The 26,137-nt window shown below is 60.1% G+C and carries 25 protein-coding genes; 9 read left to right on the top strand and 16 right to left on the bottom strand.

The annotated features are described in order from the left end of the window. The first annotated feature begins 18 nt into the window (after window positions 1-18). The 5 genes from AGR13A_RS23035 to AGR13A_RS23015 all read left to right on the top strand — a co-directional run bounded on the left by AGR13A_RS23035 (window position 19) and on the right by AGR13A_RS23015 (window position 3,901). Window positions 19-921 (top strand): metal ABC transporter substrate-binding protein, encoded by a 903-nt coding sequence (locus AGR13A_RS23035; RefSeq protein WP_167377618.1) that lies wholly within the window; start codon window positions 19-21, stop codon window positions 919-921. Then, window positions 918-1,826, top strand: a complete 909-nt coding sequence (locus tag AGR13A_RS23030) for a manganese/iron ABC transporter ATP-binding protein (RefSeq protein WP_167377617.1) — start codon at window positions 918-920, stop codon at window positions 1,824-1,826. Before AGR13A_RS23035 ends, AGR13A_RS23030 begins: the two co-directional genes overlap by 4 nt. After that, complete coding sequence (locus AGR13A_RS23025; RefSeq protein ID WP_080839803.1) at window positions 1,807-2,667, top strand: metal ABC transporter permease; 861 nt, start codon at window positions 1,807-1,809, stop codon at window positions 2,665-2,667. Before AGR13A_RS23030 ends, AGR13A_RS23025 begins: the two co-directional genes overlap by 20 nt. Then, window positions 2,664-3,518 carry a metal ABC transporter permease gene (locus tag AGR13A_RS23020; protein WP_080839801.1) on the top strand — a complete coding sequence of 285 codons (855 nt, stop codon included), beginning with the start codon at window positions 2,664-2,666 and terminating at the stop codon, window positions 3,516-3,518. The genes AGR13A_RS23025 and AGR13A_RS23020 overlap by 4 nt, the downstream gene beginning before the upstream one ends. 209 nt (window positions 3,519-3,727) lie before the next feature. After that, a complete protein-coding gene (locus AGR13A_RS23015; protein WP_003499086.1) occupies window positions 3,728-3,901 on the top strand; it encodes a DUF1328 domain-containing protein in 174 nt (57 codons plus the stop codon). 161 nt (window positions 3,902-4,062) lie between these two features. Here the strand turns inward: AGR13A_RS23015 and AGR13A_RS23010 are convergent, their stop codons facing one another. After that, window positions 4,063-4,794, bottom strand: a complete 732-nt coding sequence (locus AGR13A_RS23010) for an SDR family oxidoreductase (protein ID WP_003499083.1) — start codon at window positions 4,792-4,794, stop codon at window positions 4,063-4,065. Window positions 4,795-4,993: 199 nt separating this feature from the next. Between AGR13A_RS23010 and AGR13A_RS23005 the strand changes: the two genes are divergently transcribed. Then, window positions 4,994-5,767, top strand: a complete 774-nt coding sequence (locus AGR13A_RS23005) for an IclR family transcriptional regulator (RefSeq protein ID WP_080839799.1) — start codon at window positions 4,994-4,996, stop codon at window positions 5,765-5,767. Window positions 5,768-5,872: 105 nt separating this feature from the next. On the opposite strand, the gene tal is transcribed toward AGR13A_RS23005, so the two are convergent. Continuing rightward, the gene (gene tal / locus AGR13A_RS23000) at window positions 5,873-6,838 is read right to left on the bottom strand and encodes a transaldolase (protein WP_080839797.1); all 966 of its coding nucleotides are present in this window, start codon (window positions 6,836-6,838) and stop codon (window positions 5,873-5,875) included. Between the two features lie 207 nt (window positions 6,839-7,045). Here tal and AGR13A_RS22995 point away from each other — a divergent pair, with 207 nt between their 5' ends. Beyond that, entirely contained in the window at window positions 7,046-8,032 is a 987-nt protein-coding gene (locus AGR13A_RS22995) for a sugar-binding transcriptional regulator (RefSeq protein WP_035259694.1), read from the top strand. A gap of 188 nt (window positions 8,033-8,220) precedes the next feature. Here the strand turns inward: AGR13A_RS22995 and AGR13A_RS22990 are convergent, their stop codons facing one another. Both AGR13A_RS22990 and AGR13A_RS22985 read right to left on the bottom strand, forming a co-directional pair. Beyond that, window positions 8,221-9,093 carry a methylated-DNA--[protein]-cysteine S-methyltransferase gene (locus AGR13A_RS22990; protein WP_080839795.1) on the bottom strand — a complete coding sequence of 291 codons (873 nt, stop codon included), beginning with the start codon at window positions 9,091-9,093 and terminating at the stop codon, window positions 8,221-8,223. A 211-nt stretch (window positions 9,094-9,304) separates the two neighbouring features. Continuing rightward, a complete protein-coding gene (locus tag AGR13A_RS22985; RefSeq protein WP_003523126.1) occupies window positions 9,305-9,787 on the bottom strand; it encodes a DUF2244 domain-containing protein in 483 nt (160 codons plus the stop codon). Window positions 9,788-9,824: 37 nt separating this feature from the next. On the opposite strand from AGR13A_RS22985, the gene nth reads away from it, so the two are divergent. Beyond that, window positions 9,825-10,607, top strand: coding sequence for an endonuclease III (nth, locus tag AGR13A_RS22980; RefSeq protein ID WP_080839792.1), 783 nt, complete (start codon window positions 9,825-9,827; stop codon window positions 10,605-10,607). Here the strand turns inward: nth and AGR13A_RS22975 are convergent. Continuing rightward, complete coding sequence (locus AGR13A_RS22975; protein ID WP_080839790.1) at window positions 10,569-11,306, bottom strand: sulfate transporter family protein; 738 nt, start codon at window positions 11,304-11,306, stop codon at window positions 10,569-10,571. The genes nth and AGR13A_RS22975 overlap by 39 nt on opposite strands. Before the next feature lie 296 nt (window positions 11,307-11,602). Between AGR13A_RS22975 and AGR13A_RS22970 the strand changes: the two genes are divergently transcribed. Beyond that, the gene (locus tag AGR13A_RS22970) at window positions 11,603-12,433 is read left to right on the top strand and encodes a MurR/RpiR family transcriptional regulator (protein ID WP_080840434.1); all 831 of its coding nucleotides are present in this window, start codon (window positions 11,603-11,605) and stop codon (window positions 12,431-12,433) included. 201 nt (window positions 12,434-12,634) lie between these two features. On the opposite strand, the gene AGR13A_RS22965 is transcribed toward AGR13A_RS22970, so the two are convergent. From AGR13A_RS22965 to AGR13A_RS22915, 11 genes are all read right to left on the bottom strand, one after another. After that, window positions 12,635-14,209 (bottom strand): FGGY-family carbohydrate kinase, encoded by a 1,575-nt coding sequence (locus AGR13A_RS22965; RefSeq protein ID WP_167377616.1) that lies wholly within the window; start codon window positions 14,207-14,209, stop codon window positions 12,635-12,637. 60 nt (window positions 14,210-14,269) lie between these two features. Continuing rightward, window positions 14,270-14,989 (bottom strand): HAD family hydrolase, encoded by a 720-nt coding sequence (locus AGR13A_RS22960; RefSeq protein ID WP_080839786.1) that lies wholly within the window; start codon window positions 14,987-14,989, stop codon window positions 14,270-14,272. A gap of 6 nt (window positions 14,990-14,995) precedes the next feature. Further along, on the bottom strand, window positions 14,996-16,480 hold the full coding sequence (locus tag AGR13A_RS22955) for a mannitol dehydrogenase family protein (RefSeq protein WP_080839784.1): 1,485 nt from the start codon (window positions 16,478-16,480) through the stop codon (window positions 14,996-14,998). A 61-nt stretch (window positions 16,481-16,541) separates the two neighbouring features. Continuing rightward, a complete protein-coding gene (locus tag AGR13A_RS22950; protein WP_080839782.1) occupies window positions 16,542-17,318 on the bottom strand; it encodes an L-iditol 2-dehydrogenase in 777 nt (258 codons plus the stop codon). Beyond that, window positions 17,315-18,313 carry an ABC transporter ATP-binding protein gene (locus AGR13A_RS22945; RefSeq protein WP_080839780.1) on the bottom strand — a complete coding sequence of 333 codons (999 nt, stop codon included), beginning with the start codon at window positions 18,311-18,313 and terminating at the stop codon, window positions 17,315-17,317. The genes AGR13A_RS22950 and AGR13A_RS22945 overlap by 4 nt, the downstream gene beginning before the upstream one ends. Window positions 18,314-18,325: 12 nt before the next feature. Beyond that, window positions 18,326-19,150 carry a carbohydrate ABC transporter permease gene (locus AGR13A_RS22940; RefSeq protein WP_080837073.1) on the bottom strand — a complete coding sequence of 275 codons (825 nt, stop codon included), beginning with the start codon at window positions 19,148-19,150 and terminating at the stop codon, window positions 18,326-18,328. 13 nt (window positions 19,151-19,163) lie between these two features. Continuing rightward, entirely contained in the window at window positions 19,164-20,036 is an 873-nt protein-coding gene (locus AGR13A_RS22935; protein WP_080837071.1) for a carbohydrate ABC transporter permease, read from the bottom strand. A 166-nt stretch (window positions 20,037-20,202) separates the two neighbouring features. Continuing rightward, window positions 20,203-21,516 carry an ABC transporter substrate-binding protein gene (locus AGR13A_RS22930; protein WP_003499050.1) on the bottom strand — a complete coding sequence of 438 codons (1,314 nt, stop codon included), beginning with the start codon at window positions 21,514-21,516 and terminating at the stop codon, window positions 20,203-20,205. Between the two features lie 144 nt (window positions 21,517-21,660). Then, window positions 21,661-22,614: a sugar-binding transcriptional regulator gene (locus tag AGR13A_RS22925; RefSeq protein WP_080839778.1), complete on the bottom strand. Its 954-nt coding sequence runs from the start codon at window positions 22,612-22,614 to the stop codon at window positions 21,661-21,663. A gap of 291 nt (window positions 22,615-22,905) precedes the next feature. Next, on the bottom strand, window positions 22,906-24,756 hold the full coding sequence (locus AGR13A_RS22920; RefSeq protein ID WP_080839776.1) for an ABC transporter ATP-binding protein: 1,851 nt from the start codon (window positions 24,754-24,756) through the stop codon (window positions 22,906-22,908). A 48-nt stretch (window positions 24,757-24,804) separates the two neighbouring features. Continuing rightward, window positions 24,805-25,968 (bottom strand): M20 aminoacylase family protein, encoded by a 1,164-nt coding sequence (locus AGR13A_RS22915; protein ID WP_080839774.1) that lies wholly within the window; start codon window positions 25,966-25,968, stop codon window positions 24,805-24,807. Between the last annotated feature and the right edge of the window lie 169 nt (window positions 25,969-26,137).

Raw genomic sequence — 26,137 nt, 5'->3', positions numbered from 1 at the left:
CAACATTCGGTGACAGACGTGAATTTCCAGAAAATCCGGCATGCCATTTTCGCTTTTTCGCTTTTTCTTCCCGCCGCCGCCATCGCTCAGGAAAAGGCGCAGGAGAAACCCACGGTGGTCACCACCTTCACCATCATCGCCGACATGGCGCGCAATGTGGCGGGCGATGCGGCCGAGGTGGAGAGCATCACCAAGCCGGGCGCGGAAATTCACAATTACCAGCCAACCCCGCGCGACATTCTGAAAGCCCGCAAGGCCGATCTGGTCCTGCGTAACGGTCTCAATCTGGAATTGTGGTTCGAAAAATTCCTGGCCAACCTCTCCGGCGTGCCGAGCGTGACGGTGAGCGAGGGTGTGACGCCGATGGCGATCAGTGGCGGCGCCTATCAGGGAAAACCCAATCCACACGCCTGGATGTCACCCGATAACGCCTTGATCTATGTGGAAAATATCCGCAAGGGACTGGCCGAGATCGACCCAGCTCATGCCGATGTCTATGCCGCCAATGCCAAGGCCTATTCGGACAAGATCAAGGCCACCGTGCAGCCGATCCGCGACACGCTTTCCGTTCTGCCGGAAAACAAGCGCTGGTTGGTAACGAGCGAAGGCGCCTTTTCTTACCTCGCCCGCGATTTCGGCCTGAAGGAACTGTTCCTGTGGCCGGTCAATGCCGACAGCCAAGGCACCCCACAGCAGGTGCGCGGCGTGATCGACGCCATGCGTGAGCATAATATCCAGGTGATCTTCAGCGAAAGCACGGTTTCCGCCGATCCGGCCCAGCAGGTGGCCAAGGAAACCGGCGCGGCCTATGGCGGCATACTCTACGTGGATTCGCTGAGCGAAGCCGACGGCCCGGTCCCGACCTATCTCGACCTCTTGCGGGTGACGAGCGAAACCATCGCCAAGGGACTGTCTTCATGAGAATGGGCAATAAAAAATCAGGCGGCGGCCTGACGGTTCAAAATGCGACAGTGACCTATCGAAACGGCCACACCGCATTAAGAAATGCCAGCTTTTCCATTCCACGCGGTACGATCACTGCACTTGTCGGCGTCAATGGCGCCGGCAAGTCCACGATTTTCAAGGCGATCATGGGTTTCGTGCCGCTGGCCGCCGGTTCCGTCTCTATTTTCGACCTGCCGGTGAAGGAAGCGCTCCGGAAAAACCTCGTCGCTTATGTGCCCCAGGCCGAGGAGGTGGACTGGAGCTTTCCGGTGCTGGTGGAGGATGTGGTGATGATGGGCCGTTATGGCCACATGAATTTCCTGCGTATCCCCTCGAAACGAGACCATCACATGGTCGAAGAGGCGCTGAAACGCGTCAACATGCTCGATTATCGCAAGCGCCAGATCGGCGAACTCTCCGGGGGGCAAAAGAAGCGGGTGTTTCTGGCCCGCGCGCTGGCGCAGGAGGGTCAGGTCATCCTGCTGGACGAGCCTTTCACCGGTGTCGACGTGACGACGGAAGAGCAGATCGTCGCACTTTTGAAGGCGCTGCGCGACGAGGGCCGCGTCATGCTGGTCTCCACCCACAATCTCGGCAGCGTGCCGGAATTCTGTGACCGCGCCGTCTTCGTCAAGGGTACGGTGCTGGCATCGGGCAAGACCGCGGATACCTTCAACGAGGAGAACCTGCAAAAGGCCTTTGGCGGCAGCCTGCGTCACTTCGTGCTTGGCGGGGCGGACCTGCATAACGACGCCGATCCGCGCCGGGTGAAGGTCATCACCGATGACGAGCGGCCTTTCGTGATTTACGGCAAGAATGGCCAGAACGGACATGATCCGCAGGCTCCGAAAGAAAAAGTCGATGATAAACAGCCTTCTTGAGCCTTTCACCTATGGTTACATGCTGAACGCCATCTGGGTCAGCGCACTGGTGGGGGGCGTCTGCGGCTTTCTCTCGGCCTATCTGATGCTGAAGGGCTGGTCGCTGATCGGCGATGCGCTTTCCCACGCCATCGTTCCGGGTGTGGCGGGCGCCTATATGCTGGGCCTGCCCTTTTCGCTCGGCGCGTTCCTTTCCGGCGGACTTGCGGCCGGCTCCATGCTGTTCCTGAACCAGAAGACGCGGCTGAAGGAAGACGCGATCATCGGGCTGATCTTCACCTCGTTTTTCGGGCTTGGCCTGTTCATGGTGTCGCTCTCGCCCACCTCGATCAATATCCAGACCATCGTGCTTGGCAATATTCTGGCCATCACCGCCGAAGACACGATTCAGCTGGCGCTGATCGGCGGCATCAGCCTGCTGGTTCTGGCGCTGAAATGGCGTGACCTTATGGTGGTGTTCTTCGACGAAAACCACGCCCGCACCGTGGGGCTGAAGCCTGAAGTGCTGAAGGTGATCTTTTTCACCCTGCTTGCCGCGTCCACTGTTGCCGCCCTTCAGACGGTCGGGGCCTTCCTTGTCGTCGCCATGGTGGTGACACCCGGCGCCACCGCCTATCTCCTGACCGACCGTTTCGAACGGCTGATCCTGATGAGCCTCATCATCGGCGCGGCCACCAGCTTCGTCGGCGCGTATCTCAGCTATTTTCTGGATGGCGCGACCGGCGGGGTCATCGTTGTGCTGCAGACCGCGATCTTCCTTGCCGCCTTCGTCTTCGCCCCCAAACACGGGCTGCTCGCATCCCGGGCCAAGGCCCGCAAGGCGCTGGGGGAAACGCCATGAGTGAATATCTCGAACTCGCCGTGCTGCCGTTTCAGCTGCCCTTCATGCAATATGCCTTCGTGATCACGCTGATGATTGCGGTACCGATGGCGATGCTCTCCTGTCTTCTGGTGCTGAAAGGCTGGTCGCTGATGGGCGATGCGGTTTCCCATGCCGTGCTGCCCGGCGTGGTGCTGGCCTATATCGTCAATATCCCGCTTTCCATCGGTGCGTTCATTGCCGGCATGATCTGCGCGCTCGGCACCGGTTTCATCAAGGAAAACAGCCGCATCAAGGAAGACACGGTGCTTGGCATCGTCTTTTCCGGCATGTTCGGGCTGGGGCTGGTGCTGTACGTGAAGGTGCAGAGCGATATGCATCTCGACCACATTCTCTTCGGTGACATGCTGGGCATTGCGCCGTCGGACATGCTGGAGACGGGCCTGATCGCGCTTTTCGCCACACTGTTTCTCGGCATCCTGCGTAAAGATTTGCTGGTCAACGCCTTCGATCCGCAGCATGCCAAAGCAATCGGCCTGCCGGTGCGTGTTCTGCATTACGGTCTGCTGATGGTTCTGTCGCTGACGGTGGTTGGCGCGCTGAAGGCGGTCGGCATCATCCTCTCGGTGGCCATGCTGGTTGCGCCGGGCGCGATCGCCTTCCTGCTGACGCGACGCTTCTCCACCATGCTGGTTGTGGCCATTGCGGTGGCGGTCACGTCATCGCTCTGCGGCATATGGCTGAGCTTCCTGATAGACAGCGCCCCTGCCCCCACCATCGTGCTTTTCATGAGCCTTGCTTTCGTTGCCACTTTCATCCGCACCACCTGGAAAGCCCACCGCATCGATGCGGTAGGTGAAAGAGGGATTTAGAGCGCACCCAGGAAAGGCGGCCCCCGGTTTCCGTCCGAAAATGCGGCAGGACAAAGAGTCCGGGGGTTGTCGCCATTCGAGGAAAGTGAAAACGCTCCAAAACAACGATTTTTGCGGGAGCATGGAACATTTTCGCCTTTTGCGCGTCATTTTCGAGAGTCCGCTGCGAGACGGCAGACTCTTGAAAATTAAGCGAAAGGGGAAGCTCCATGCTGAAATGGGCTCTTATTTTCTTTGTTATTTCTTTGATCGCGGGCGTATTCGGCTTTACCGGCATTTCGGCGGCGGCGGCGGGCGTGGCCCGAATATTGTTCTTCATCGCCGTGGTGATCTTCCTGGTCTTCCTCGTGCTTGCACTGATGGCCGGAAGCGCGGTCGTCTGAACGAAAAAAGGCGACCGGCTTTTACGCCGGTCGCCTTTAATCTCTGAAAACTGCACACTCTCCTGGGTCAAGCCCGAGGATGAAGTTGAGTTTGTGGAGATGTTAAAACCTCAACCGGCGAATACACGCCGGCCCCGTCTCCTCTCTCCCGCAATAATCCCTCAGCCCGTCCAACCACCATCGATCACATGGATCTGGCCGGTGGTGAAGCCTGCCTCATCAGAAGCGAGATACGTCACGAGCGCCGCAATTTCTTCCGGCGTGGCGATGCGGCCCATCGGCTGTCGGGCGATGAAATCCGCCAGCGCCTGCTCGTAATTGCCGGTGGCGCGCAAGCGGTCATGCAGGGACGGGCTGTCGACAGTGCCGGGGCAGATGGCGTTACAGCGAATGCCCTTGGTGACGAAATCGGCTGCAATGGCCTTGGTCAAACCCACAACGGCCGCCTTGGAGGCGGTATAGGCGAAACGGTTCGGCACGCCCTTCACGCTTGATGCAACCGAGGACATGTTGACGATCGCGCCCTTGCCCTTTTCCAGCATGCCGGGAAGGAAGGCGCGGCAGGTGCGGTACATGGCCTTGGCGTTGAGATCGAAAGAGAAATCCCAGTCTTTTTCTTCGCAATCGAGAATGGTGCCGGAATGAACGAAACCGGCGCAGTTGAACAGCACATCGGCATGGCCGATATCGGCGGCGAAATCCTTCACGCCATCGCCATCCAGTACGTTCAGAACCCGCGTTTCCGCACCTTTCAGGGTGGAAAGCGCCTGTTCGTTGATATCGGTGGCAATGACGCGCGCGCCGAGCGATATGAAGCGCTCCGCCGTCGCCCGGCCGATACCCTGGCCGGCGGCGGTGATTACCACTGTCCGGCCGTTAAAATCCTGCACCATGAATAGCCTCCCGCTATAGCGCGCCCGCCCATCGGGGTTCAGGTCGCTGAATTTCGATGATCTCAAATATGGATCGACAATTCATATGTAAACGCGGTATTCATATGGCGTCAAGCAAACTTGCGCGGATGTCGGCGATCGGGCAACCATATTTTCAGGCTGCCCATCCGGCGACCACGCAAAACACCATCGAGGCCAGATGACCGACGACGACAGCGAAAGATACCGCGCTCCCGCCCTCGACAAGGGTCTTGATATTCTCGAGCTTCTGGCCCGTACCGATGGCGGACTGACGCAGATCGAGATCGCCAAGTCGATCGGCAAAAGCCCGAATGAACTTTACCGCATGCTGGACCGGCTGGTGCGCCGCGGTTACGTGCAGCGGCTGGAGGGTGACCGGTTTTCGTTGACGCTGAAGATGTTCGGGCTGGCGCATTTCCACGCGCCGATCCGCCGCCTCGTCTCCTTTGCCGCCCCTGTCATGCGCGATTTTTCGGCCAGCGCCGCGCAGGCCTGCCATCTGGCCGTCTATGACCGCGGTGGCGTCGTCGTCATCGCCCAGCAGGAATCCTCAACCTATTGGGCCATGTCCCTGCGCGTGGGCGCACAGATGAGCCTGTTCCACACGGGTTCCGGCCATGTACTTCTGGCTTTCCAGACCGATGCGCAACGCGAGATCATGGTCACCGAACAGGTGCGTGGCGGCGGCGAGACCGTGCCTCAGGGGCTGGCAGAACGGCTGGCGCAGGTGCGCCGACAGGGCTTCGAATCCATGGACAGCCTTCAGACCGCCGGCGTGCGCAATATCTCCGCCCCGGTGCTGACGCTCGACGGCACCGCCCTTGCCGTCATTACCTGCCCCTATATCACCCCGCTTAATGGCAAGGCGCCGACGCGCGAGGCCTGCGAAGCGCTGATCCGCGATGCGGCACAGCGCATTTCCGCAGTGGCGACGGGAAACGCCAACGACTGAAACACACAAAAACGCGACCGGCAGGGATCCGATCGCGTTTTTGCATGACTGGAGATTTATGTGGTGTAAACGCAAGGGGAACCGGGATGGTTCCCCTTCCTTTTATCAGGCGGCCGCCAGCGTCAGTTCCTTGCGGACCATCTCGCGCAGCGTCACCAAATCCTTGGCGAACAGGCGGATGCCTTCCGAAAGCTTCTCGGTGGCCATCGCATCTTCGTTGAGCGCCCAGCGGAATGCCTTTTCGTCAAGCGACTGCAGCGGCTCGGCCTTGATATTGTCAGGCGAAAGCTTGCGCTCCAGCTTGCCGCTGTCCTTGTCCAGCTCTTCCAGCAGCGCCGGGCTGATCGTCAGGCGGTCGCAACCGGCCAGCGCTTCGATTTCACCGACATTGCGGAAGGAGGCCCCCATGACGACGGTGCTGATGCCATTGGCCTTGTAATAATTGTAGATGCTGCGCACCGACACGACGCCCGGATCGGTCTCGGCGGTGTAGGTCTCACCGGTGGACTTCTTGTACCAGTCGAGAATACGGCCGACGAAGGGCGAGATGAGGAAGACCTTGGCTTCGGCGCAGGCAATCGCCTGGGCCTGCGAGAAGAGCAGCGTCAGGTTGCAGTCGATACCTTCGGACTGGAGAACCTCGGCGGCCTTGATGCCTTCCCAGGTGGAAGCGAGCTTGATGAGGATGCGTTCACGCTCGATGCCGCGCTCCTTATAGGCGGCAATGATGTGTCGCGCCTTAGTGATGGAGGCTTCGGTGTCGAAGGAAAGGTCGGCATCGACTTCGGTCGACACACGGCCCGGAACGAGGCCGGCGAGAGCCGCACCCACGGAAATGGCGAGACGATCGGCAACGGCAGCGACGACGGCGTCGGACTGGCCGCCCTGCTTCTTGCCCCAGGCGACGGCTTCCTTCACCGCATCGGCAAAGGCCGGGGTGCCGAGAGCTTTCAGAACGATGGTGGGGTTGGTGGTGCAATCCACCGGCTTCAGGCGCGCAACCGCCTCGATATCGCCGGTATCGGCAACGACCGTGGTGATGGCGCGAAGTTGTTCGAGTTTAGACGTCATACCGAATGATCCTTCATGATCTCTTCAAAACTTGCCAAGCCGTCTTTTCGTTCCCGCACCATGGGTGCGCCCAAGGCCGAAATCGCGGTTCTGTCCGGCTCCGACTATCGCAAGCGACAGGGCCAAAAGTCAAGACATTTGCGCATCGCAATTGACATAAGTTTCACGCCTGCGATACTCGGTCGCTAATAAAGAATGGCGGAAACCGTGGCGAAACTGAGAAGAGAAACCCATACGGCCTATTCGGAAGCGGCGTCTCTGCGGCTACGCGCCGCATGGCTTTATTATAATCAGGGCATGACGCAGAAAGACGTCGCGGAAAAACTCGGCATCAGCCGCTCCACCGTCATCCGCCTTCTGGACGAGGCGATGAAGCGCTCCGAAGTGCAGATCTGGATCAACGAAGGCATCGAGGATTTCGTCGAGCTGGCCGGCCAGCTGGAGGCGGCTTATGGGCTGGACGAGGCGGTGATCATCCCTTCCCCCGGCCCATCCCCGGATAAAGCGAACGCCGAAGGCACAGCAAAGGCCGTCGGGCTGGCGCTCGGGCAATTTCTCTCCGAAGCGGTGCCGAACGAGGCCACCATCGGCGTCGGCTGGGGCCGCACCATGACCGCTTCGCTTTCCAGCTTCCGCCCGCCGCGCCGGGAAAATTGCAAGGTCGTGTCGCTGCTCGGCGGCATCGTCGCCGTGCACCAGACCAACCCGCTCGATTACACCTGGCGGCTGGCGAGCGCGCTCGGGGCGGAATGTTACATGTTCCTTGCGCCGCTTCTGGTGGATTCCGTCGAGACAAAACGGGCGCTGATCGAAAAATGCGGGCTTGCGACGCTTTACGATCTCGCCGAAACGCTCGATCTCGCCATCGTCTCCTGCGGCGATATCGGCCCGCATTCGACCTCGTTGTCGGAAGGTTTCATTTCCAAGGCGACGCTGCAGGAACTCATCGATGCCGGCTGCGTCTGCGACACCATGTTCAACTTCATCGATGCCGAAGGCCGCTCGGTCGATCACCCGATCAACCAGCGCGCCATGGCGATCGATCTCGATACGCTACGTAAGGCAAAACACATCGTGCTGGCCTCCGGCGGCGCCCACCGCGCCATCGCCATCCGGGCCACGATCAAGCGGATCGGCTGCAATACGCTGATAACAGACGAGGCGGCGGCGCGGGCGTTGATGGAACTGGTTTAAGTCTCGTCAGGCCATTCGCGGGCAATGTTCGCCCCCCGTCATCCTCGCCCTTGAGGCGAGGATCCACAAGCGGCTTGGTCGTGGATCCTCGGGTCAAGCCCGAGGATGACGTCGCATATGAAGAACCCGTGCAATATGCGCCTAGATCAAAGAGATCTAAGTCAGATCGGAAAAGATAATCAATCCAATCACACCTTCCCCGTTTCCCAGCCGAGCATCGCGCGCTTCCGGGTCAGGCCCCAGTGATACCCCGTCAGAGCCCCGCTTTTACCCACGGCGCGATGGCATGGAACGACGAAGGACACCGGGTTGGCGCCGACCGCCGCACCGACCGCACGCGACGCGGTGGGCTGGCCGATATCGCAGGCGATGTGCGAATAGGTGACGGCGCGGCCCATCGGGATTTTCAGGAGGCTTTCCCAGACACGCACCTGAAAATCCGTGCCGAGCAGCACGACGCGCAACGGCCTGTCCGCCGACCACATGGACGGATCGAAGATGCGGGCGGCATAGGGCGCGGTCGCTTCGCGATCCTCGACATAGTCCGCATTCGGCCAGCGGCCGGCCATGTCCTCGAAACAGGCCCTTTCCTCACCCGGATCGGCAAAGGCGCAGCCGGCAAGGCCACGATCGGTCACCATGACCAGCGCAAGCCCGAAGGGCGAGGTGTGGAAACCGTAACGGATCGTCAGCCCGCCGCCCTTGGCCTTCCATTCGCCGGGCGACATGGCCTCATGGGTGACGAACAGATCGTGCAGACGTCCAGGCCCCGACATGCCGACCTCGATCGAGGTTTCCAGCAGCGGCAAATCCTCTTCGCGCAACAGCCGCTTGGCATGATCGAGCGTTACGGCCTGCAGGAATGCCTTGGGCGAAAGGCCGGCCCAGCGGGTGAAGGTCTTCTGCAATTGCGTCGGCGACTGGCCGAGCTCTGCGGCTATGGCTTCGAGGGAGGGCTGCTCGCGATAATCCAGCGTCAAAAGCTCGATAACCCCGCGCACCGTGTCGTAATCCGTTCCGATGGGGGTGATGTCTTCGTTCAGCGTAATATTGGCGTTCATCGCAAATCTCCTAACGGGTAAGAGAAAACCATTAAAGCGACTTCGTCTCCACCCGTTTCTTGCGCGGTGCTCCGTTTCTACCGTCATACCGGCCTCGAGCCGGTATCCAGCCAGCCCAAGTCCTTGGGCTGTAAGGAGTCCTTCCCGCCGCGCAGACGCGCGTCGGCTGGATTCCGGGCCGGAATGACAGGTGGTGAGCGGGATTATCCGTTCACATCCGCCGCCTGACAGTCGCTAGCGCACCGCCAAACGCCTTGGCGAAACTTTCCCGGTCATCCGGATTGAGAAACGACCCGATATCGGTCGCCCGGCCTTCACCCGTCACATGCATGGAGACGATGCCGATCTCGTCATGCCGTCTCACTCTGAAGCGCGCCCAGAAGGGATTGAAGCGATGTTCCACCATCCGCCCGGCGGGAGAAAATTTACGGATCGACAGGCTGGTGCGCGAGACGCTGACCTCTTCCCGCGCCTTCGCCGCCCGGTAATTGGCGCGGAAGGCGGCATAAAGCAGCAGGAAATCCAGCCCGAAGAACAGGCCGACCGGCCATGCCCCGGTGGCGAGGAAAAATCCGCCATAGACAAGGCAGGCCAACCCGGAGAAAAGCAGGAGCAGCCGGAAACCCCTTCTGCCAAGCGAACGGTGCGGAACGAGTTCCGCCGCGAAAATCGGCTGGTCGTTGAGCGTATCCACGTTGCTTTCCTCAAGGCGGGCTGGCTATAGATAGTCCATGACAGTCGCCAAAAAACGATCCAGCACCCAAACATTGAAAAAGTCAAATCCGGCATCCGCGCGCAAGCCGGCGCGGGTGAAAACGGCCTATTCGAAGGACGAGCTCACCGAGATCTTTCGGCGTTTTTCCATTCAGCGGCCGGAGCCGAAAGGCGAGCTGGAACATACCAATCCCTTCACCCTGCTGGTAGCCGTAGCGCTTTCCGCGCAGGCGACCGATGTGGGCGTGAACCGGGCCACACGCGCACTGTTCAAGGTGGCCGATACGCCGGAAAAAATGCTGGCGCTCGGCGAGGAAGAACTGATCGGCCATATCAAGACCATCGGCCTTTACCGCAACAAGGCGAAAAACGTCATCGCCCTGTCGCAGATGCTAATCGACAATTTCGGCGGCGAGGTGCCGAAAACCCGCGAGGAGCTGGTGACGCTGCCGGGTGTGGGCCGCAAGACGGCCAATGTGGTGATGTCCATGGCCTTCGGCGTGCCCACGCTTGCGGTGGATACACATGTGTTCCGCATCGCCAACCGGCTCTGTCTTGCGCCGGGCAAAACCCCTGACGAGGTTGAAGACCGGCTGATCCGCATCATTCCCGAACAATATCTGTTCCATGCCCATCACTGGCTGATCCTGCATGGGCGTTATTGCTGCAAGGCGCGCAAGCCGGAATGCGAACGCTGCGTGATTGCCGATATCTGCAAGTCGCCGGAAAAGACCTTCGATATTCCGGCGCCGCTGGTGGAATTACCCGCGCAGCTGTTCGGTGTGGCCGGCGGCGAATGAGGGATCGCGCCGGCTGACGGCCTTGTGCAAATGCACCATCATCGAGGCGGCAAACAGCGGCGTCAACAGGTTGAGGAACGGCACCGCCAGGAAGGCCGCAATTACCAGCCCTGCCATGAAGACGGTGGTGCGGTGTTTTGAACGGAACAACCTCGCTTCGGCGGGCGAGCGGAAACGCATCGCCGCGAACTCAAAGAATTCCCGGCCGAGCAGATAGCCGTTCACCAGAAAAAACGCGATAAGATTGATACCCGGCACCAGAAGCAGCAACAGCGCGACAAGGTTGCCGGCAATGATGACGCCGAAGAACTTGATGGACGACAGAACAGCCTCACCCACCGGCATCGCCTTGCCCGGTGGGTCGTTCGGATAGTTCTTTTTCTCAACCACGTCGGCGACATCGTCGAGAAACAGGCCGGCAATGACGGCGGTGACCGGCGAAATGAGCAGCGCCAGCGCCAGGGCAAGTCCGATGCCGGCGAAAATGGCGAAAACGAAGGTCAGCCAGCCCGCCCAGTCCGGCACGCCGGGGATCAGCGTATCCACCCACGGCAGGGCGAAATAGATGAAGATCGACCGAATGGCGAACCACAGCGCCGCCAGCACGAGAAGCGTCAGCCCCAGAACCTTCCAGAAAACCGACCGGGTTTCGGCGGCAAAGAGATTTTGAAACGCCAGCCTTGCCGCATCGAATATCATTCGGAACTCCCTTGCCGCTTCCTGCGTTGAAACTTTCTGACCCAGCGAGAGATAGGAGCTTGCCGTCGGCTGTACAAGAACCACAGCAAGCCGCCAACTGCCTGGAATTAAACCGCAGATGGAATTTCCCTTGAATAAAAGATATCTCTAAAATATAATAAAATACCTATTATAATTCGCATTCCGGTCCGGTGGAGGACATGGCCGGAAAAGCTTCCCCCACCGTCAAAACGCGGTTCGCACGCTGTTTGGCGCGCGCGCATGCATCATCGTTCAATAATCATAAGAATGAGGCGTTGGTGGAAAAGCTGCTGTTGAACCTCACGCGTGCCATGAAGGCTGGCACACCCTCCGAGCGCAAGATCGCCAAATATCTGATCGAGCATCTGGACGAGTTGCCATTCGAAACGGCGCAGACGCTGGCTGCGAAGCTCGGCCTCAGCCCGATGACGGTCGGCCGCTTCCTGCGCTCGCTTGGATACCGGCAATTCAGCGATATCCGCGCCGATCTGCGCCATGCGGAAGAAATGGGGGGTGAGGAGCAAACAGTATCCATTGCAGGTGGAGAACAGTCCAATCCGTTTTCCCAGCTTCTGTCACAACAGATTCAGGCCATCCAGACCGCTTTCGACATGACCTCCCAGCCGATCTGGCGTCTGGCAATGAACGAGATCGCCTCCACCCCCGATATTTTTCTGGCCACATCCCCTGAAAGCATGGGCACTGGCCGCCACTTCCACGGACGGTTGCTGGAATACCGCAGGCAGGTCCATTATCTCGGCAGCGATAGCGCCGCTTATGTCGCGCTATGGGATTTTGACCCGGCAAAAGCCCTTCTCATCCTCATGGATTGCGGCGGCAGCCTGTCGCCGCTGCAGAGCCTGTCTTCGACGGCGCGCAAGAGCGGCTACAGAACCCTGCTCATCACCACCCGGTTTTATGAATGGGGACCTGAAAGCGCCGATATCTGTCTTGCCATGCCGCACGCCCAGAATGGCGGCCAGGGCTTGCTGCAACTGGTCGCGCTGATGGAATTCACCCTTTGCAGCCTGATTGCCGGCGCGGACGAGACCCGCAGGACGCGCATGAAAAACCTCACCGGCCTGAAGCGCTCGCTGGGCATCTGAGCGGCGTCCTGCAGGCATAAGGATCGAGCGGGTGCCGCGTATTTTCTCTCCCCGCCGGGGAGAAATCCGCGGCAGCGGGATGAGGGGGTGAGGGTGAGATATGCGGAGAGCTTGCCCCCTCATCCGACCCTTCGGGCCACCTTCTCCCCGCCGGGGAGAAGAAATATGCGGCGACGCCATCGCCAAACATTTTGCAGAAAATCAGAGGCTTTCCAGCTCCTGGCGATGGCGGTGCATGGCGAGAAACCGGCGATAATCACGCTCATAGCGGGGCGCAAGCGCCGTATTCCCGGAAATTTCCGCATTGCCCGGATACATGGCGGCACCAGCCGCCGCAAGCCCCGCATGGACGCCCCCGGCAGCCGCCGCCGTCATCGCCGTGCCGAGAAGAACGGCATCGGCGGTCGCGGGAACCACGATGCGCTTGCCCGTCACATCGGCATAAAGCTCCATCAGGAGCTGGTTTTTCACGTGCCCGCCGGTGACATGCAGGCTTTCGACCGCATAACCGAAACGCTCCATGGCATCGAGCACATGGCGCGCGCCGAGCGCGATCGCCACGGCGGTACGCCAGTAAAGACGGCAGAGACTGTCGAAAGATGTGTCCAGCGTCAGCCCGCTGATGACGCCGACCGCATGCGGATCGGCAAGCGGCGAGCGGTTGCCATGGAAATCCGGCAACACATGCAACCGATCGGCGAAGGCCTCGCCCTCAAGCGCGCGCAACTCCGTTACCCGCGCAACGATGCGGGCATGCAGGGCCATATCCGGCTCACCGCCGGCCGCATGCATGCGCACGATATGATCGAGCAGCGCACCGGTGGCCGATTGCCCACCCTCCACCAGCCAGTGGCCGGGCAGGATCGCCTGCCAATAGGGACCCCAGAGACTGTGACCAGGCATCTGCCGTTCAGACATGGCGACAAGGCAGCTCGAGGTGCCGGCAATCAGCGCCACATGCCGGCCCACATCCGCCGAAAGGCAGCCGCCAAGAGCACCGAGAGCACCGGCATAGGCGTCGATCATGCCCGCCGCCACCTGGCAGCCGGTGTCCAGACCAAGATCTGCGGCGGCCTGCGGCGACAGCGAACCGATGCTCTCCCCCGGCATCACCGTGGTATCGGGAAGCCCGGCCCGTTCTTTCAGGTCACCGAGCCCGGCCATTTCGAGATAATCCGCCTGCCAGCCCGGATTTTCCTGCGCCAGGAAATTCCACTTCGCCGTCTGCGTGCAATTTGAACGCTTCGCGGAACCGGTCGCCTTCCATGTGAGGAAATCCGCCAGATCGAAGGCGAAGGACATGCGCGACCAGCTTGCCGGCATATGCGTCTTCAGCCACATCAGCTTCGGCATTTGCATTTCCGGCGACATGCTTCTGCCGGCAAAATCCAGCACCCGGTGGCCGGATGCCGTCAGCCGGTCCGCCTCGTCGATTGCCCGGTGGTCGAGCCAGACGATCGTATCGAACCGGTCTTTGCCGGTCACCGAAACCGAAACCGGTTCTCCGCTTTCATCGCGGATAACGAGCGAGCAGGTGGCGTCGAAACCGATTGCCGCTATGCTTTGCGGTGAAACACCCGCATCGGCAAGCGCTGCCCTGACCGCAATGCAGACCGCGTTCCATATGTCGGTGGAATCATGTTCGGCGTGGTTTTCCTGCGGCCTCTGCATCAGGATGGGATGGGTGGAGCGGGCCAGAAGCCTGCCGGCCGGATCGAAAATCCCGGCGCGCGCGCTCGCCGTACCGACATCGACAGCCACAAGATTCTGACGCATCAAGACTTCAATTCCATCCCTTGCGCAACGACGTCCCGGCGGCGGCAGGCAAGGTTTGCTTCAGCCTGCGTCACGTGCCACCCGGCTGTCAAAACCGCCCTTCCCCACATAACCGTCGACAAGTTGGACCAAATCCGGCATGGCGTCAAACGTGGCATCGGCCCCGAGATCCGCGATCTTTTCCCGGAATGCGGGAAACCGCGCATGCGAGCCGCCGGTAAAGGCAAAAACCGCCATGCCGGCCGCCTTCGCCGCCGCAATGCCCGCCGGGCTGTCCTCGATCACGATGCAGTGACGCGGATCAGCACCCATTTCACGCGCGGCATGCAGGAAAAGATCGGGCGCCGGCTTGCCATTCTTCACCATGGTGGCGCTGAAGACATGCGGCTCGAATTTGTCGATCAGGCCGGTCAGCCCCAGCGAATAACGGATGCGCTCCGGCTGGCTGGAAGAGGCAACGCAACGTTTCAGGGCCACAAGCCTGTCCAGCGTTTCGGCAATGCCGTCAATGGGCCTGAGTTCGGTGCGGAAACGCTCGAACAATGTTGCCCGCATATGATCAAGAAAATCGATATCGGTCTCGACACCGTAATCCTCAAACAGCGTCGCCGTCATGCTGGCGACGCTGCGGCCGAGGAAGCGCTCATAGGCTTCCTCCTCTCCCATCGTCACACCGAGATGGGAGAGCATGTCGAGAAGCACTGAAATCGAGACCGGCTCGCTGTCGACGAGAACGCCGTCGCAGTCGAAAATCAAAAGGGGTCCGGTCCGGTCTTTCATCTCACGTCACTTTTCAGCCAGCTTGTCATCCAGATAAAGCTGCAAGGTCTTCGCCGTGCCTTCTTGCCACAGCGTTTTCAATGCATGGGCAAAGCGTTTACGGAAAAGCGCCGATTCGGCAACCTCCCCGAAAATATCGCTAAGCGCGAGGAAGGCCATTGGATCGTCCTTGGCCTTGATGGCCGCCGCCTGGAGCCGCTCCGCGCTGGCATCGTTGAAAGCGATTTCCTTGCCGCTGTCGGAGGTGCCCTGGAAATAACGGCACCACAGCGCAGAAACCAGCGACAGGCCGACAATATCTTCGCCGCGCGCCAGACGGTCGGCGGTGGAGGGCAGAATGAACTTTGGCTGGCGGTTGGAGCCATCCTGCGCCAGACGCGGAATGGTGTCGCCGATTTTCGGATTGAGGAAACGCCGTTCGATCAGCCCGAAATAGTCGGCAAGATTCGTGTCGGGAACCGGCGGAATGACCGGGATGATCTCTTCCTTTTCGAGCTTTGCCAGAAACGCCCGGATCAGCGGATGTTCCATCGCCTCATGCACGAAATGAATATCGAGCAGAGCCGCCGGATAGGCGATTGCCGCATGGCCGCCATTGAGGATGCGGATTTTCATGTGCTCATAGGGCGCAACATCCTTGACGAACTGCACGCCGGCCTTTTCCAGCGCCGGGCGGCCGGCGGGGAAATTATCCTCCATCACCCATTGCTTGAACTCTTCGCAGAAGACCGGCCAGTTGTCCTCGATGCCGAAATCGTCGCGGGCGATATTGCGTTCGCGCTCGCCTGTCGCCGGCGTGATGCGGTCGACCATGGAATTGGGGAAAGCGACGTTTTCGCCGATCCAGTTGGCGAAAGCCGGATCCGAGAGAGCCGCCAGCCCGACCACGGCATTTTTCGTGACCTTGCCATTATGCGGAATGTTGTCGCAGGACATGACGGTGAAGGGTTGCAGCCCTTTGTCCCGCCGTGCCTTCAGCCCGGCGACGATGAGGCCGAACACGGTTTTCGGCGAAGCCGGGTTTCTGCCATCCTCGGCAATGGCCGGATGCTGCGGGTTGAAGGAACCGGAAGCATCGATGAAATAACCGCCCTCGGTAATCGTCATGGAAACGATGCGGATTTTCGGATCGGCGAGCGTATCGATGATCGCCTTTGTGTCGCCCACCTTCAGAATGTCGATCATCGGCCCGGTGACGCGCGCGCCGGTGCGGTTATTGTCCTGCTCTACCACCGTCGTCAGGAAATCCTGCGCAGCGAGTTTCTCGCGCATCACCGCATCGGAGGGCAGAACGCCCGCGCCGATGATGGCGAAGTCATGGTCCGTTCCGGTATTGAAGAGGTCATCCAGATAGACCGCCTGATGGGCGCGGTGGAAATTGCCGACGCCGAAATGCACGATGCCGGCGGAAAGATCGGCCCGGGAATAGGCCGGAACCGCCGCGGTTTTTCTGGCGTCGTCAAGCGTTGCGAGGGAGAGTTTGCATGTCATATCACGATCCTCGAAGGGGAAACGTTGTTCGTGCCAAGGCCGGGCGACAGGCGCCCGATACTCAGCTCATCCAGTTGCCGCCATCGACATTATAGGTCTGGGCGACGATGTATTGTGCCTCATCGGAGGCAAGGAAGATCGCCATGCCGGTCAGGTCTTCAGCACGGCCCATGCGGCCGAAGGGTACGGCCTCCCCGACCAGCCGCTTCTTTTCACCGGCGGGGCGGTTTTCATATTTCGCAAACAGCGCATCCACGCCGTCCCAGTGCTCGCCATCGACCACGCCCGGCGCAATCGCATTGACGTTGATGCCGTGCCTGATGAGATCGAGCCCGGCCGATTGGGTGAGGCTGATGACGGCGGCCTTGGTGGCGCAATAAACCGCCACCAAGGCCTCGCCGCGCCGGCCCGCCTGGCTTGCCATGTTGATGATCTTGCCGCCTTTTCCCCGAGCAATCATTGTTTTTGCGGCGGCCTGCATCATGAACAGCGTGCCGGACACGTTGATCGAAAACAGTCTTTCGTAGCTCTCGCGTTTGATCTCGACAATCGGTGCCAGATCGAACAGCGCGGCATTGTTGATGAGGATATCGAGCCCGCCCGTCTGGCCTTCCACGGTGCGAATGGCGGTGTCGATGGAATGCTGTTTGGTGACGTCAAGTTCGACGGCATAGGCATTCTCGCCGATCTCGCGGGCGGTCTTGCTGGCGCGCTCGAAATCGATATCGGCGATGGCGACGGTTGCGCCTTCACGTATGTAAGCCTCCGCAAAGGCACGGCCGATGCCGCGCGCCGAACCTGTTATCAGCGCGGATTTGCCTTCCAGTCTCTCCGTCATATCGCCTTACCCTTTTCATCAAACCTGTGGATCTTGGTCTCGTCCGGGGTGATGAAGACGGTATCGCCGTGTTTGCATTCGAACTCGCCATCGGTCCTTGCGGTAATCGGCCCGATGCCATCGACCTCGAGATGCAGGAAGGTATCCGATCCGAGATGTTCGGCGACGGTGACCTTGCCCTGCCACAGTCCGCTTTCCTTCGACAGCACCAGATGCTCGGGCCGCACGCCGGCGGTGGTCGCACCCTTTTGGCGGGCGTAATCGCCGGTAATGAGGTTCATGCGCGGCGAGCCGATAAAGCCGGCGACGAAGAGGTTGGCGGGGGAGCGGTAAAGCTCCATCGGCGAGCCGACCTGCTCGATATTGCCGCGGTTGAGCACCACGATCTTGTCGGCCATGGTCATGGCTTCCACCTGGTCGTGGGTGACGTAGATCATCGTCGTCTTCAGCGTGTTGTGCAGCTCGGAGATTTCCAGCCGCATGGTGCCGCGCAGCGCCGCATCGAGGTTGGAAAGCGGCTCGTCGAACAGGAAGGCTTTCGGTTCGCGCACGATGGCGCGGCCGATGGCGACACGCTGGCGCTGGCCGCCTGATAGTTGCGAGGGTCGGCGTTCGAGATAATCGGTAAGGTTCAGCACCCGGGCGGCGTCTTCCACCTTCTTGTCGATCACCGCCCTGTCGAGCTTGGCCATCTTCAGCGGGAAGGCGATGTTGTTCCTGACACTCATATGCGGATAAAGCGCATAGGACTGGAACACCATGGCAAGGCCGCGCTCGGCCGGGGCCTTTTCGGTGGCGTCATTGCCGTCGATGACGATCTTGCCGCCGGAGACGTCTTCCAGCCCGGCGATGAGGCGCAGAAGCGTCGACTTGCCGCAGCCGGACGGGCCGACGAAGACGACGAACTCGCCGTCGTTGATATCGAGATCGATCGACGGGATGACTTTCGCCTCACCGAAGAGCTTGGACACGTTCTGAAGGGAAATGCTGCCCATGTTTGTCGTTCCTTATTTCACGGCGCCAAAGGTCAGGCCACGCACGAGTTGTTTCTGCGAGAACCAGCCGATGACGAGAATGGGGGCGATCGCCATCATCGAGGCGGCCGAGAGTTTTGCCCAGAACAGCCCCTGTGGGCTTGAGAAGGAGGCGATGAAGGCCGTCAGCGGGGCGGCATTGGTGGTCGTCAGCCGGATGGTCCAGAAGGCTTCGTTCCAGGCGAGGATGACGTTGAGGAGCAGCGTCGAGGCAATGCCCGGCACCGCCATCGGCGTCAGCACATGCACGATCTCGTTCCACAAGGATGCACCATCCATGCGGGCCGCTTCCAGAATCTCGCCGGGGATTTCCCGGAAGTAAGTGTAGAGCATCCAGATGACGATCGGCAGGTTGATGAAGGTGAGCATGATGGTGAGCCCAATGCGGGTATCGAGCAGGCCGGCATTGCGGAAGATCAGATAGATTGGCACCAGCACGGCGACGGCCGGCATCATCTTGGTGGAGAGCATCCACATCAAAATGTCCTTGGTGCGCTTGGTCGGCGAGAACGCCATGGCCCAGGCGGCGGGGATGGCGATGATCAGCGCAATGATCGTCGAGCCGAGCGACAGCACGACCGAGTTCATGAACGGCTTGAAGTAATCGCGCTGGGTCTGCACCGTCACGTAATTCTCAAGCGTGCCCGAGGGAATGAGGCTGAAGCCGGCGATTGCCTCCGGCTCGGTCTTGATCGAGGTGAGGAAGGCATAGAGGATCGGGAAGAATAGCAGGAGCGCCACGGCCCAGGCCGCGATGGAAAAGCCGATCTTCGCACGTGTGGTTGTCTTGCGGGCCATGATGTTTCCCCCTTTACCGGTCGAGGTTCTTGCCGACGGCGCGCATCAGGAAGATGGCGACGATATTGGCGAGGATGACGGCGATGATGCCGCCGGCCGAAGCGCCGCCGACGTCGTAACCGAGAAGCGCGGTGCGATAGATGAGGAAGGCGAGGTTGGTGGAGGCATAACCCGGTCCGCCATTGGTGGTGACGAGGATTTCCGCGTAAACGCCGAGCAGGAAGATCGTCTGGATCAGAATGACGACGGTGATGGCGCGCGACAGATGCGGCAGGGTCAGATAGACGAAGCGGTTGACGAAGTTGGCGCCATCCATCTCGGCGGCTTCCTTCTGTTCGCCATCGAGCGACTGCAGGGCGGTCAAGAGGATCAGCGTCGCAAAGGGCAGCCATTGCCAGGCGACGATGATGATGATGGAGAGCAGCGGAAACTGCGCGAACCAGTCGACCGGCTGGAAACCGAAGAAGCGGGAGAGATCGGCAAGCACGCCGTAACCGGGATGCATGATCATGTTCTTCCACACCAATGCGGCCACCGGCGGCATGACGAAGAAGGGCGAGATGATCATAATGCGCACGATGCCCTGGCCGAAAATGTCATTGTCGAGCAGAAGCGCAATGGCGATGCCGCCGATGACGGTGATCGCAAGCACGCCGCCGACGATCAACAGCGTGTTCCAGATCGACTGGAAGAAGGCCGGGTCGGTGTAGAAATACTGGTAATTGAACAGGCCCGCGAAGCTGACATTGGCCGGGTTGAGGAGATTGTAGTTCTGGAACGAGAACCAGAGCGTCATCGCCAGAGGCACGATCATCCACACCAGCAATAACAGCACCGATGGCGCAAGCATAACCCGCGCAAGACCGCTCGTGTTTCGGGTTGCCATTACACTAACCTCCCCTTGGGCCTGCGCGCCATGACATGCGCCCGGCATATCCGGAAGAACCGGCTCATTCTTGTTTTGATTTGAAAGGCATTAAAGCCGCATCGCGGCTTCCGGCCCGGAGAGTTCGCTGCCCGGCATTGGCGCCGGACAGCGATCTTCGGGAGGATTACTTGATGTAACCGGCGCGGGTCATTTCACGCGTTGCTGTCGACTGGGCGCCCGCAAGCGCATCGTCAACGCTGGACTGACCGGCAACGACCGCCGAGAACAACTGACCGACCGTGGTGCCGAGCGCCTGGAACTCAGGGATCGCCACGAACTGGCCACCCGTATAAGGCACGGGCTTTACGGTCGGCTTGGTGATATCGGCGGCATCCATCGCGGCAAGCGTCGGCTTGGCGAAGGCGGCGGCCTTTTCATAATCGGCGTTCTTGTAAAGCGAGGTGCGGGTGCCCGGAGGCACGTTTGCCCAGCCTTCCTTGGAAGCGACGAGCGTGGTGTAATCCTTGCTGGTTGCCCAGGAGATGAACTTTTCAGCCGCATCGGCCTTCTTCGAGCTCTTCGGGATCGCAAGGTTCCACGACCACAGCCAGTTGCCATGGTTCTTCAGCTCGCCATGCGTCGGGAAGAGTGCATAACCAACCTTGTCGGCAACGGTCGAATCCTTCGGGTTTGATACGAAGGAGGCAGCCACCGTGGCGTCGATCCACATGCCGCATTTACCCTGCTGGAACAGCGTCAGGTTTTCGTTGAAGCCGTTGGAGGACGCGCCCGACGGACCGGCATCCTTCATCAGATCCACGTAAAACTGCAGCGAGCTCTTCCATTCCGGCTGATCGAACTGCGGCTTCCAGTTCTCATCGAACCAGCGGCCACCGAAGGAGTTGGTGAGCGCGCTGATGAAGGCCATGTTTTCGCCCCAGCCGGCCTTGCCCCGCAGGCAGATGCCGTTGATATCGGCCTTGCGGTCGGTGATCTTGCGGGCGGCGTCGCCGATGAATTCCCAGGTCGGGTTTTCAGGCATCTTCAGGCCGGCTTTTTCAAACAGGTCCTTGCGATACATGATCATGGCGGATTCGCCGTAGAAGGGTGCTGCATAAAGCTTGCCTTCGGCGGAGAGACCACCACGGATCGCCGGCAGGATGTCATCCACGTCGTATTTGTCGCCGAGCTTTTCGAGCGGCAGCAGCCAGCCCTGCTTGGCCCAGATCGGCACTTCATAGTTGCCGATGGTCATGATGTCGTATTGGCCGCCATTGGTGGCAATATCGGTCGTCACACGCTCGCGCAGGACGTTTTCTTCAAGCGTGACCCATTCAACCTTGATGTCGGGGTTCTTTGCCGTGAAGTCGGAGGTCAGCCCCTGCATGCGGATCATGTCGCCGTTGTTCACGGTGGCGATGGTCAGCGTCTCAGCGGAAGCAAGTGTCGAAAAGGCGAGGGCCGAGCATGCGCCCAGCAAAATGGTCTTCAGTGTCATATCTTCCTCCCAGAAGAAAAATGATGAGCATTCGCTTTGCTCTGGGGCATTTACTCACCCACAACCGAAAAAAGTCAAGCGACTTCCTGTGCTGCGACGCACATGGAAAAATCAAGCTATTGATTTTATGAAATTAATTTTTGCTCAATGCGTGAGCAAATATTCACTTGTCACTTCATCAGTGATGAGGCCGTTCAGAAGTCCACCCCTCAGCGCCGCCAGAATCGAGGCATTCTTGCGCGCGCCCTGCGCCATGCCGATGACGGTGCAGGTCTCTCTTGAAGGGATGGGAACGGAGGCGACACGCTCGTTGACGGAATGCTCGAGAATGCGGCCATTGGCATCATACATCCAGCCGCAGATCTCACCGACGGCACCACTTGCCATCAGCGCCTTCATCTCGTCGACACCGAGAAAACCATCGACGCAGAGCGGCGCGTTTTCGCCGAGTTCGCCAACACCGACGAAGGTGACATTCGCCGCAGCACCCAGCGCCAGCGTGGAGCGCACCATGGACTGGTCGTGCAGCAGTTCCCGCTCTTCCGCAGAGGAGCAGAGGACCGGCAGCGGCATCGGAAAATGCCGCGCCTTGATGGCATCGGCCATGCTGAAGATGACGTTATAATAAGCGGCGGAGCCATCCGGCCCGATATTGCCCGTCAGAGAGACGATGCGATGCTGCGGGCATTCCATTGGCGGCAGCTGGTCGACGGCGGCCTTCAAGGTACGGCCGGTACCGATGGCGAGCACGATGGGATCGGCATTCTTCAGCCAGCGTTCGATCTCCGCCGCCCCGGCCTCGGCAATGCCGACAGTGGAGGAGACGCCGGCCGGATCGCTCGGCACCACCTCGATATATCTAAGGTCGAATTTTTCCTTGAGCCGCTCGGCTTTTTCGAGACAGGCGGCGATGGGGTGATCGAGCCGCACCTTGATCAACCGCTCGGCGACGGCGAGCGACACCAGCCGCTGTGCCGATTGCCGGGAAATGCCCATGGCGGCGGCGATCTCATCCTGCGTGCGGCCGGCGACATAATAAAGCCAGCCGGCACGGGCCGCATCGTCCAGCCGTCCATGTGCGTCGTTTCGTCTGGCCATGCCGCTGCCCTCCAGGAATTATGCTTGCGCATTTGCTGGCATTTTTTTGCGTCGGCTGTCAAACGGGGGATGGGCGGAAAGACTATACGGCGCGAAAATCGGCGGATGAGGAACGGTGACTGACGACTTATACGTCGTGTCGCTATTTTTCCGTCATTCCGGCCTTGAGCCGGAATCCAGCCACGGCGCGTCTGCGCCGTGAGAAGAGTCTCTTGCGATCAAGGACTTGATCGCGCTGGACCCCGGATCAAGTCCGGGGTGACGATGCTGGGTTTATGCACGTACCCTCAATCACGCCGCTTCCTGCACCAGATGCCCCGCCGAAACCTCGCGGTAATGCCGCTGCGGCGGCACATAATCCACCGGCCGGATCGGGCTTTTGATCTCATCCGTCGCCATGTTGCGCCGGATCTGCCGCCGCGCCGGATCCGGCACCGGAACGGCAGACATCAGCTTCTTCGTATAGGGATGTTGCGGATTATCGAAAACCGCCGCGCGCGGCCCGATTTCCACGATTTCGCCGAGATACATCACCGCCACACGATGGCTGACGCGCTCCACCACTGCCATATCGTGCGAGATGAACAGGAAGGCCAGATTGAGGCTTTGTTGCAGGTCGAGCAGCAGGTTGCAGACCTGCGCCTTGATGGACACATCGAGCGCCGACACTGCTTCATCGGCGACGATGACCTTGGGGTCGAGCATCAGCGAACGGGCGATGGCGATGCGCTGACGCTGGCCGCCGGAAAATTCATGCGGGAAACGCCGCATCATATCCGGGCTCAAGCCCACCTTTTCCATCAGATCCGCCGCCTTTTCACGCGCCTCCGGCTTCGTTCCCAGCCGATGCTCGATGAAAGGTTCCATGATCGCCGTACCGATGCTCATGCGCGGATCGAGCGAGGCGAAGGGGTCCTGGAAGATCATCTGCACGCTGCGGCGCATGGTGCGCAGCGTCGTCTTGTCGAGCTTCAGGACCTCGTAACCGTCGAGCGTCACATTGCCCGAGGTAGGCTCGATCAGCCGGGTGATCGACCGCCCCGTCGTGGATTTGCCACAACCGGATTCGCCGACCAGAGACAGCGTCTCGCCCTCGGCCAGATCGAAGGAAACCTTTTCCACCGCATGCACGGCGCCGGATTTGCGGCCGAAAAGACCGGAACGGATATCGAAACGCGTGGTCAGGTCCTTCACGGAGAGAATGGGCGTGCGCGAGCCGGATACCGTGTCCTTCACCTCCACCACGGGCTGGCTTTCGCCGGTCTTGATATCGATGATCGGGAAACGGGCCGGCAGCACGCGCTCCTTCATCGAGCCGAGCTTCGGCACCGCCGAAAGAAGAGCGCGCGTATAGGGGTGGCGGCCGCGGTGGAAGATATCGTCGGTGGTGCCGGTTTCCACCACATCACCACGGAACATGACGATGGTGCGATCCGAGACTTCAGCCACCACGCCCATATCATGGGTGATGAACAGGACCGACATGCCCTCTTCTTCCTGCAATTGCTTGATCAGGTCCAGGATCTGGCCCTGAATGGTCACGTCGAGCGCGGTTGTCGGTTCATCGGCGATCAGGAGCTTCGGTCTGGAGGCGAGCGCCATGGCGATCATCACGCGCTGGCGCATGCCACCGGAAAACTGGTGCGGATAATCGTCGAAACGGTTCTTCGCATTGGGAATACGGACCTTTTCAAGCAGGCGAATGACCTCCGCCTTCGCAGCGGATGAGGAAATATTCTGATGTACCGTCAGCGCTTCGGCGATCTGCTTGCCGATCGGGAAGATCGGGTTGAGGCTGGTCATCGGCTCCTGGAAGATCATCGAAATGTCCTTGCCGCGAACCTTGCGCATCTCCTCTTCCGGAAGGGCGAGCAGATTGCGCCCGCCCAGCATGACCTTGCCCTCGATGCGGCTGGTCTTCTTATCCAGAAGCCGCATGATCGACAGCGACGTCACGCTTTTGCCCGAGCCGCTTTCCCCGACGATCGCCACCGTCTCACGCGGCGCGATCTCGAAACTCATGTTGCGGACCACGGATTTCCAGCCGCCATCGACGCGGAAGGATGTGGTCAGATTTTCAACCGAAAGAACCGGGCTTACCGAGCCGCCGGTCTGTTCCATGGACGTTGCCGCCAAAAGCATGCCGATCTCCTGAAAAGCGAAAGGCGGCCATGAAGGCCGCCGGATGTCTTACGCAGCAAGCGCGGTTTCGGCCATCGAGACCCAGTAGCTGATGCCATAGGGCAAGGCGTCGTCGTTGAAATCGTAAGCCGCATTGTGAAGCCCGGCGGTATCGCCATTGCCGATGAAAATGAAGGCGCCGGGGCGCGCTTCCAGCATGTAGGAGAAATCCTCCGCCCCCATATGCGGGTTGGGATTGGTGTTGACGGCATTTGCACCGGCCACGCCCATCGCCACGCCGGTCGCGAATTCGGTCTCGTCATTGTGGTTGAAGGTGACGGGATAACCGCGGTCGTATTTCACCTCGGCCGTCGCGCCATGCGCCATGGCAGTGGCGGTGGCCACTTCCTTCAGGCGCTTTTCGGCAAAATCGCGGGTTTCCGGCAGCAGGGTGCGTACCGTGCCCGTCAGCGTCACCGAACCGGGAATGACATTGCCCGCGGTGCCGCCGTGGGTGGTGGCGACGGTGACGACGAGCGATTTCAACGGGTCCGTCTCACGCGAGACGATGGATTGCAGGGCGATGATGATATAGGCCGACGTCAGAACCGGATCGATGGAAAGATGCGGCGCGGCCGCATGGCTGCCCTTGCCGGTAATCGTGATCTCGAAGGCATCCGCCGCCGCCATGGTCGAGCCCTTGCGAATGGCGAATTGCCCGACGGGAATGCCGGGCTCGTTATGCATGCCATAGACCTGTGAAATGCCGAACTTCTCCATCATGCCGTCGTTGAGCATGGCAAGCGCGCCTGCCCCGCCCTCCTCCGCCGGCTGGAAAATGACCGCGACGGAACCCTTGAAATTGCGGGTCTCGGCCAGATATTGCGCCGCCCCCAGAAGCATGGCGGTGTGCCCGTCATGACCGCAGGAATGGGCCTTGCCCGGAATTTTGGAAGCCCAGGGCTTGCCGCTGGTTTCCAGAATCGGCAAAGCGTCCATGTCGGAACGGAAACCGATGGTGGGGCCATCCCCGTGCCGCCCCCGGATGATGCCGACCACGCCGGTCTTGCCGATGCCGGTCTCAACGATGTCGCAGCCGAAAGACGTCAGTTTTTCGGCCACGAATTTCGATGTTTCGAAGACATCGTAAAGCAGTTCCGGCGTCTCGTGCAGGTGGCGCCTCCAGCCGGCAACATCTTCCTGCATCTCGGCCACACGGTTCAATATCGGCATTCCCATTTTTCCTTTTTTTGTTCCCCGCCGGGTTGTCGGGAGCCATATTGCGTTTGGAATTTCTGCTTTTGCAAGTATGAATTTTGCTGCATGAGCGAAAAATAGGCCTAAAGGCGAATGGCACAAATTTTGTTCATCAATAAAAGTTTGGGGCTTGCTTTTCAAAAAA

The organism is Agrobacterium genomosp. 13 str. CFBP 6927, assembly GCA_900012615.1.
Lineage (GTDB): Bacteria > Pseudomonadota > Alphaproteobacteria > Rhizobiales > Rhizobiaceae > Agrobacterium.
The sequence above is the reverse complement of the archived record's forward strand: the minus strand, read 5'-3'. Positions and strand labels throughout refer to the sequence as shown.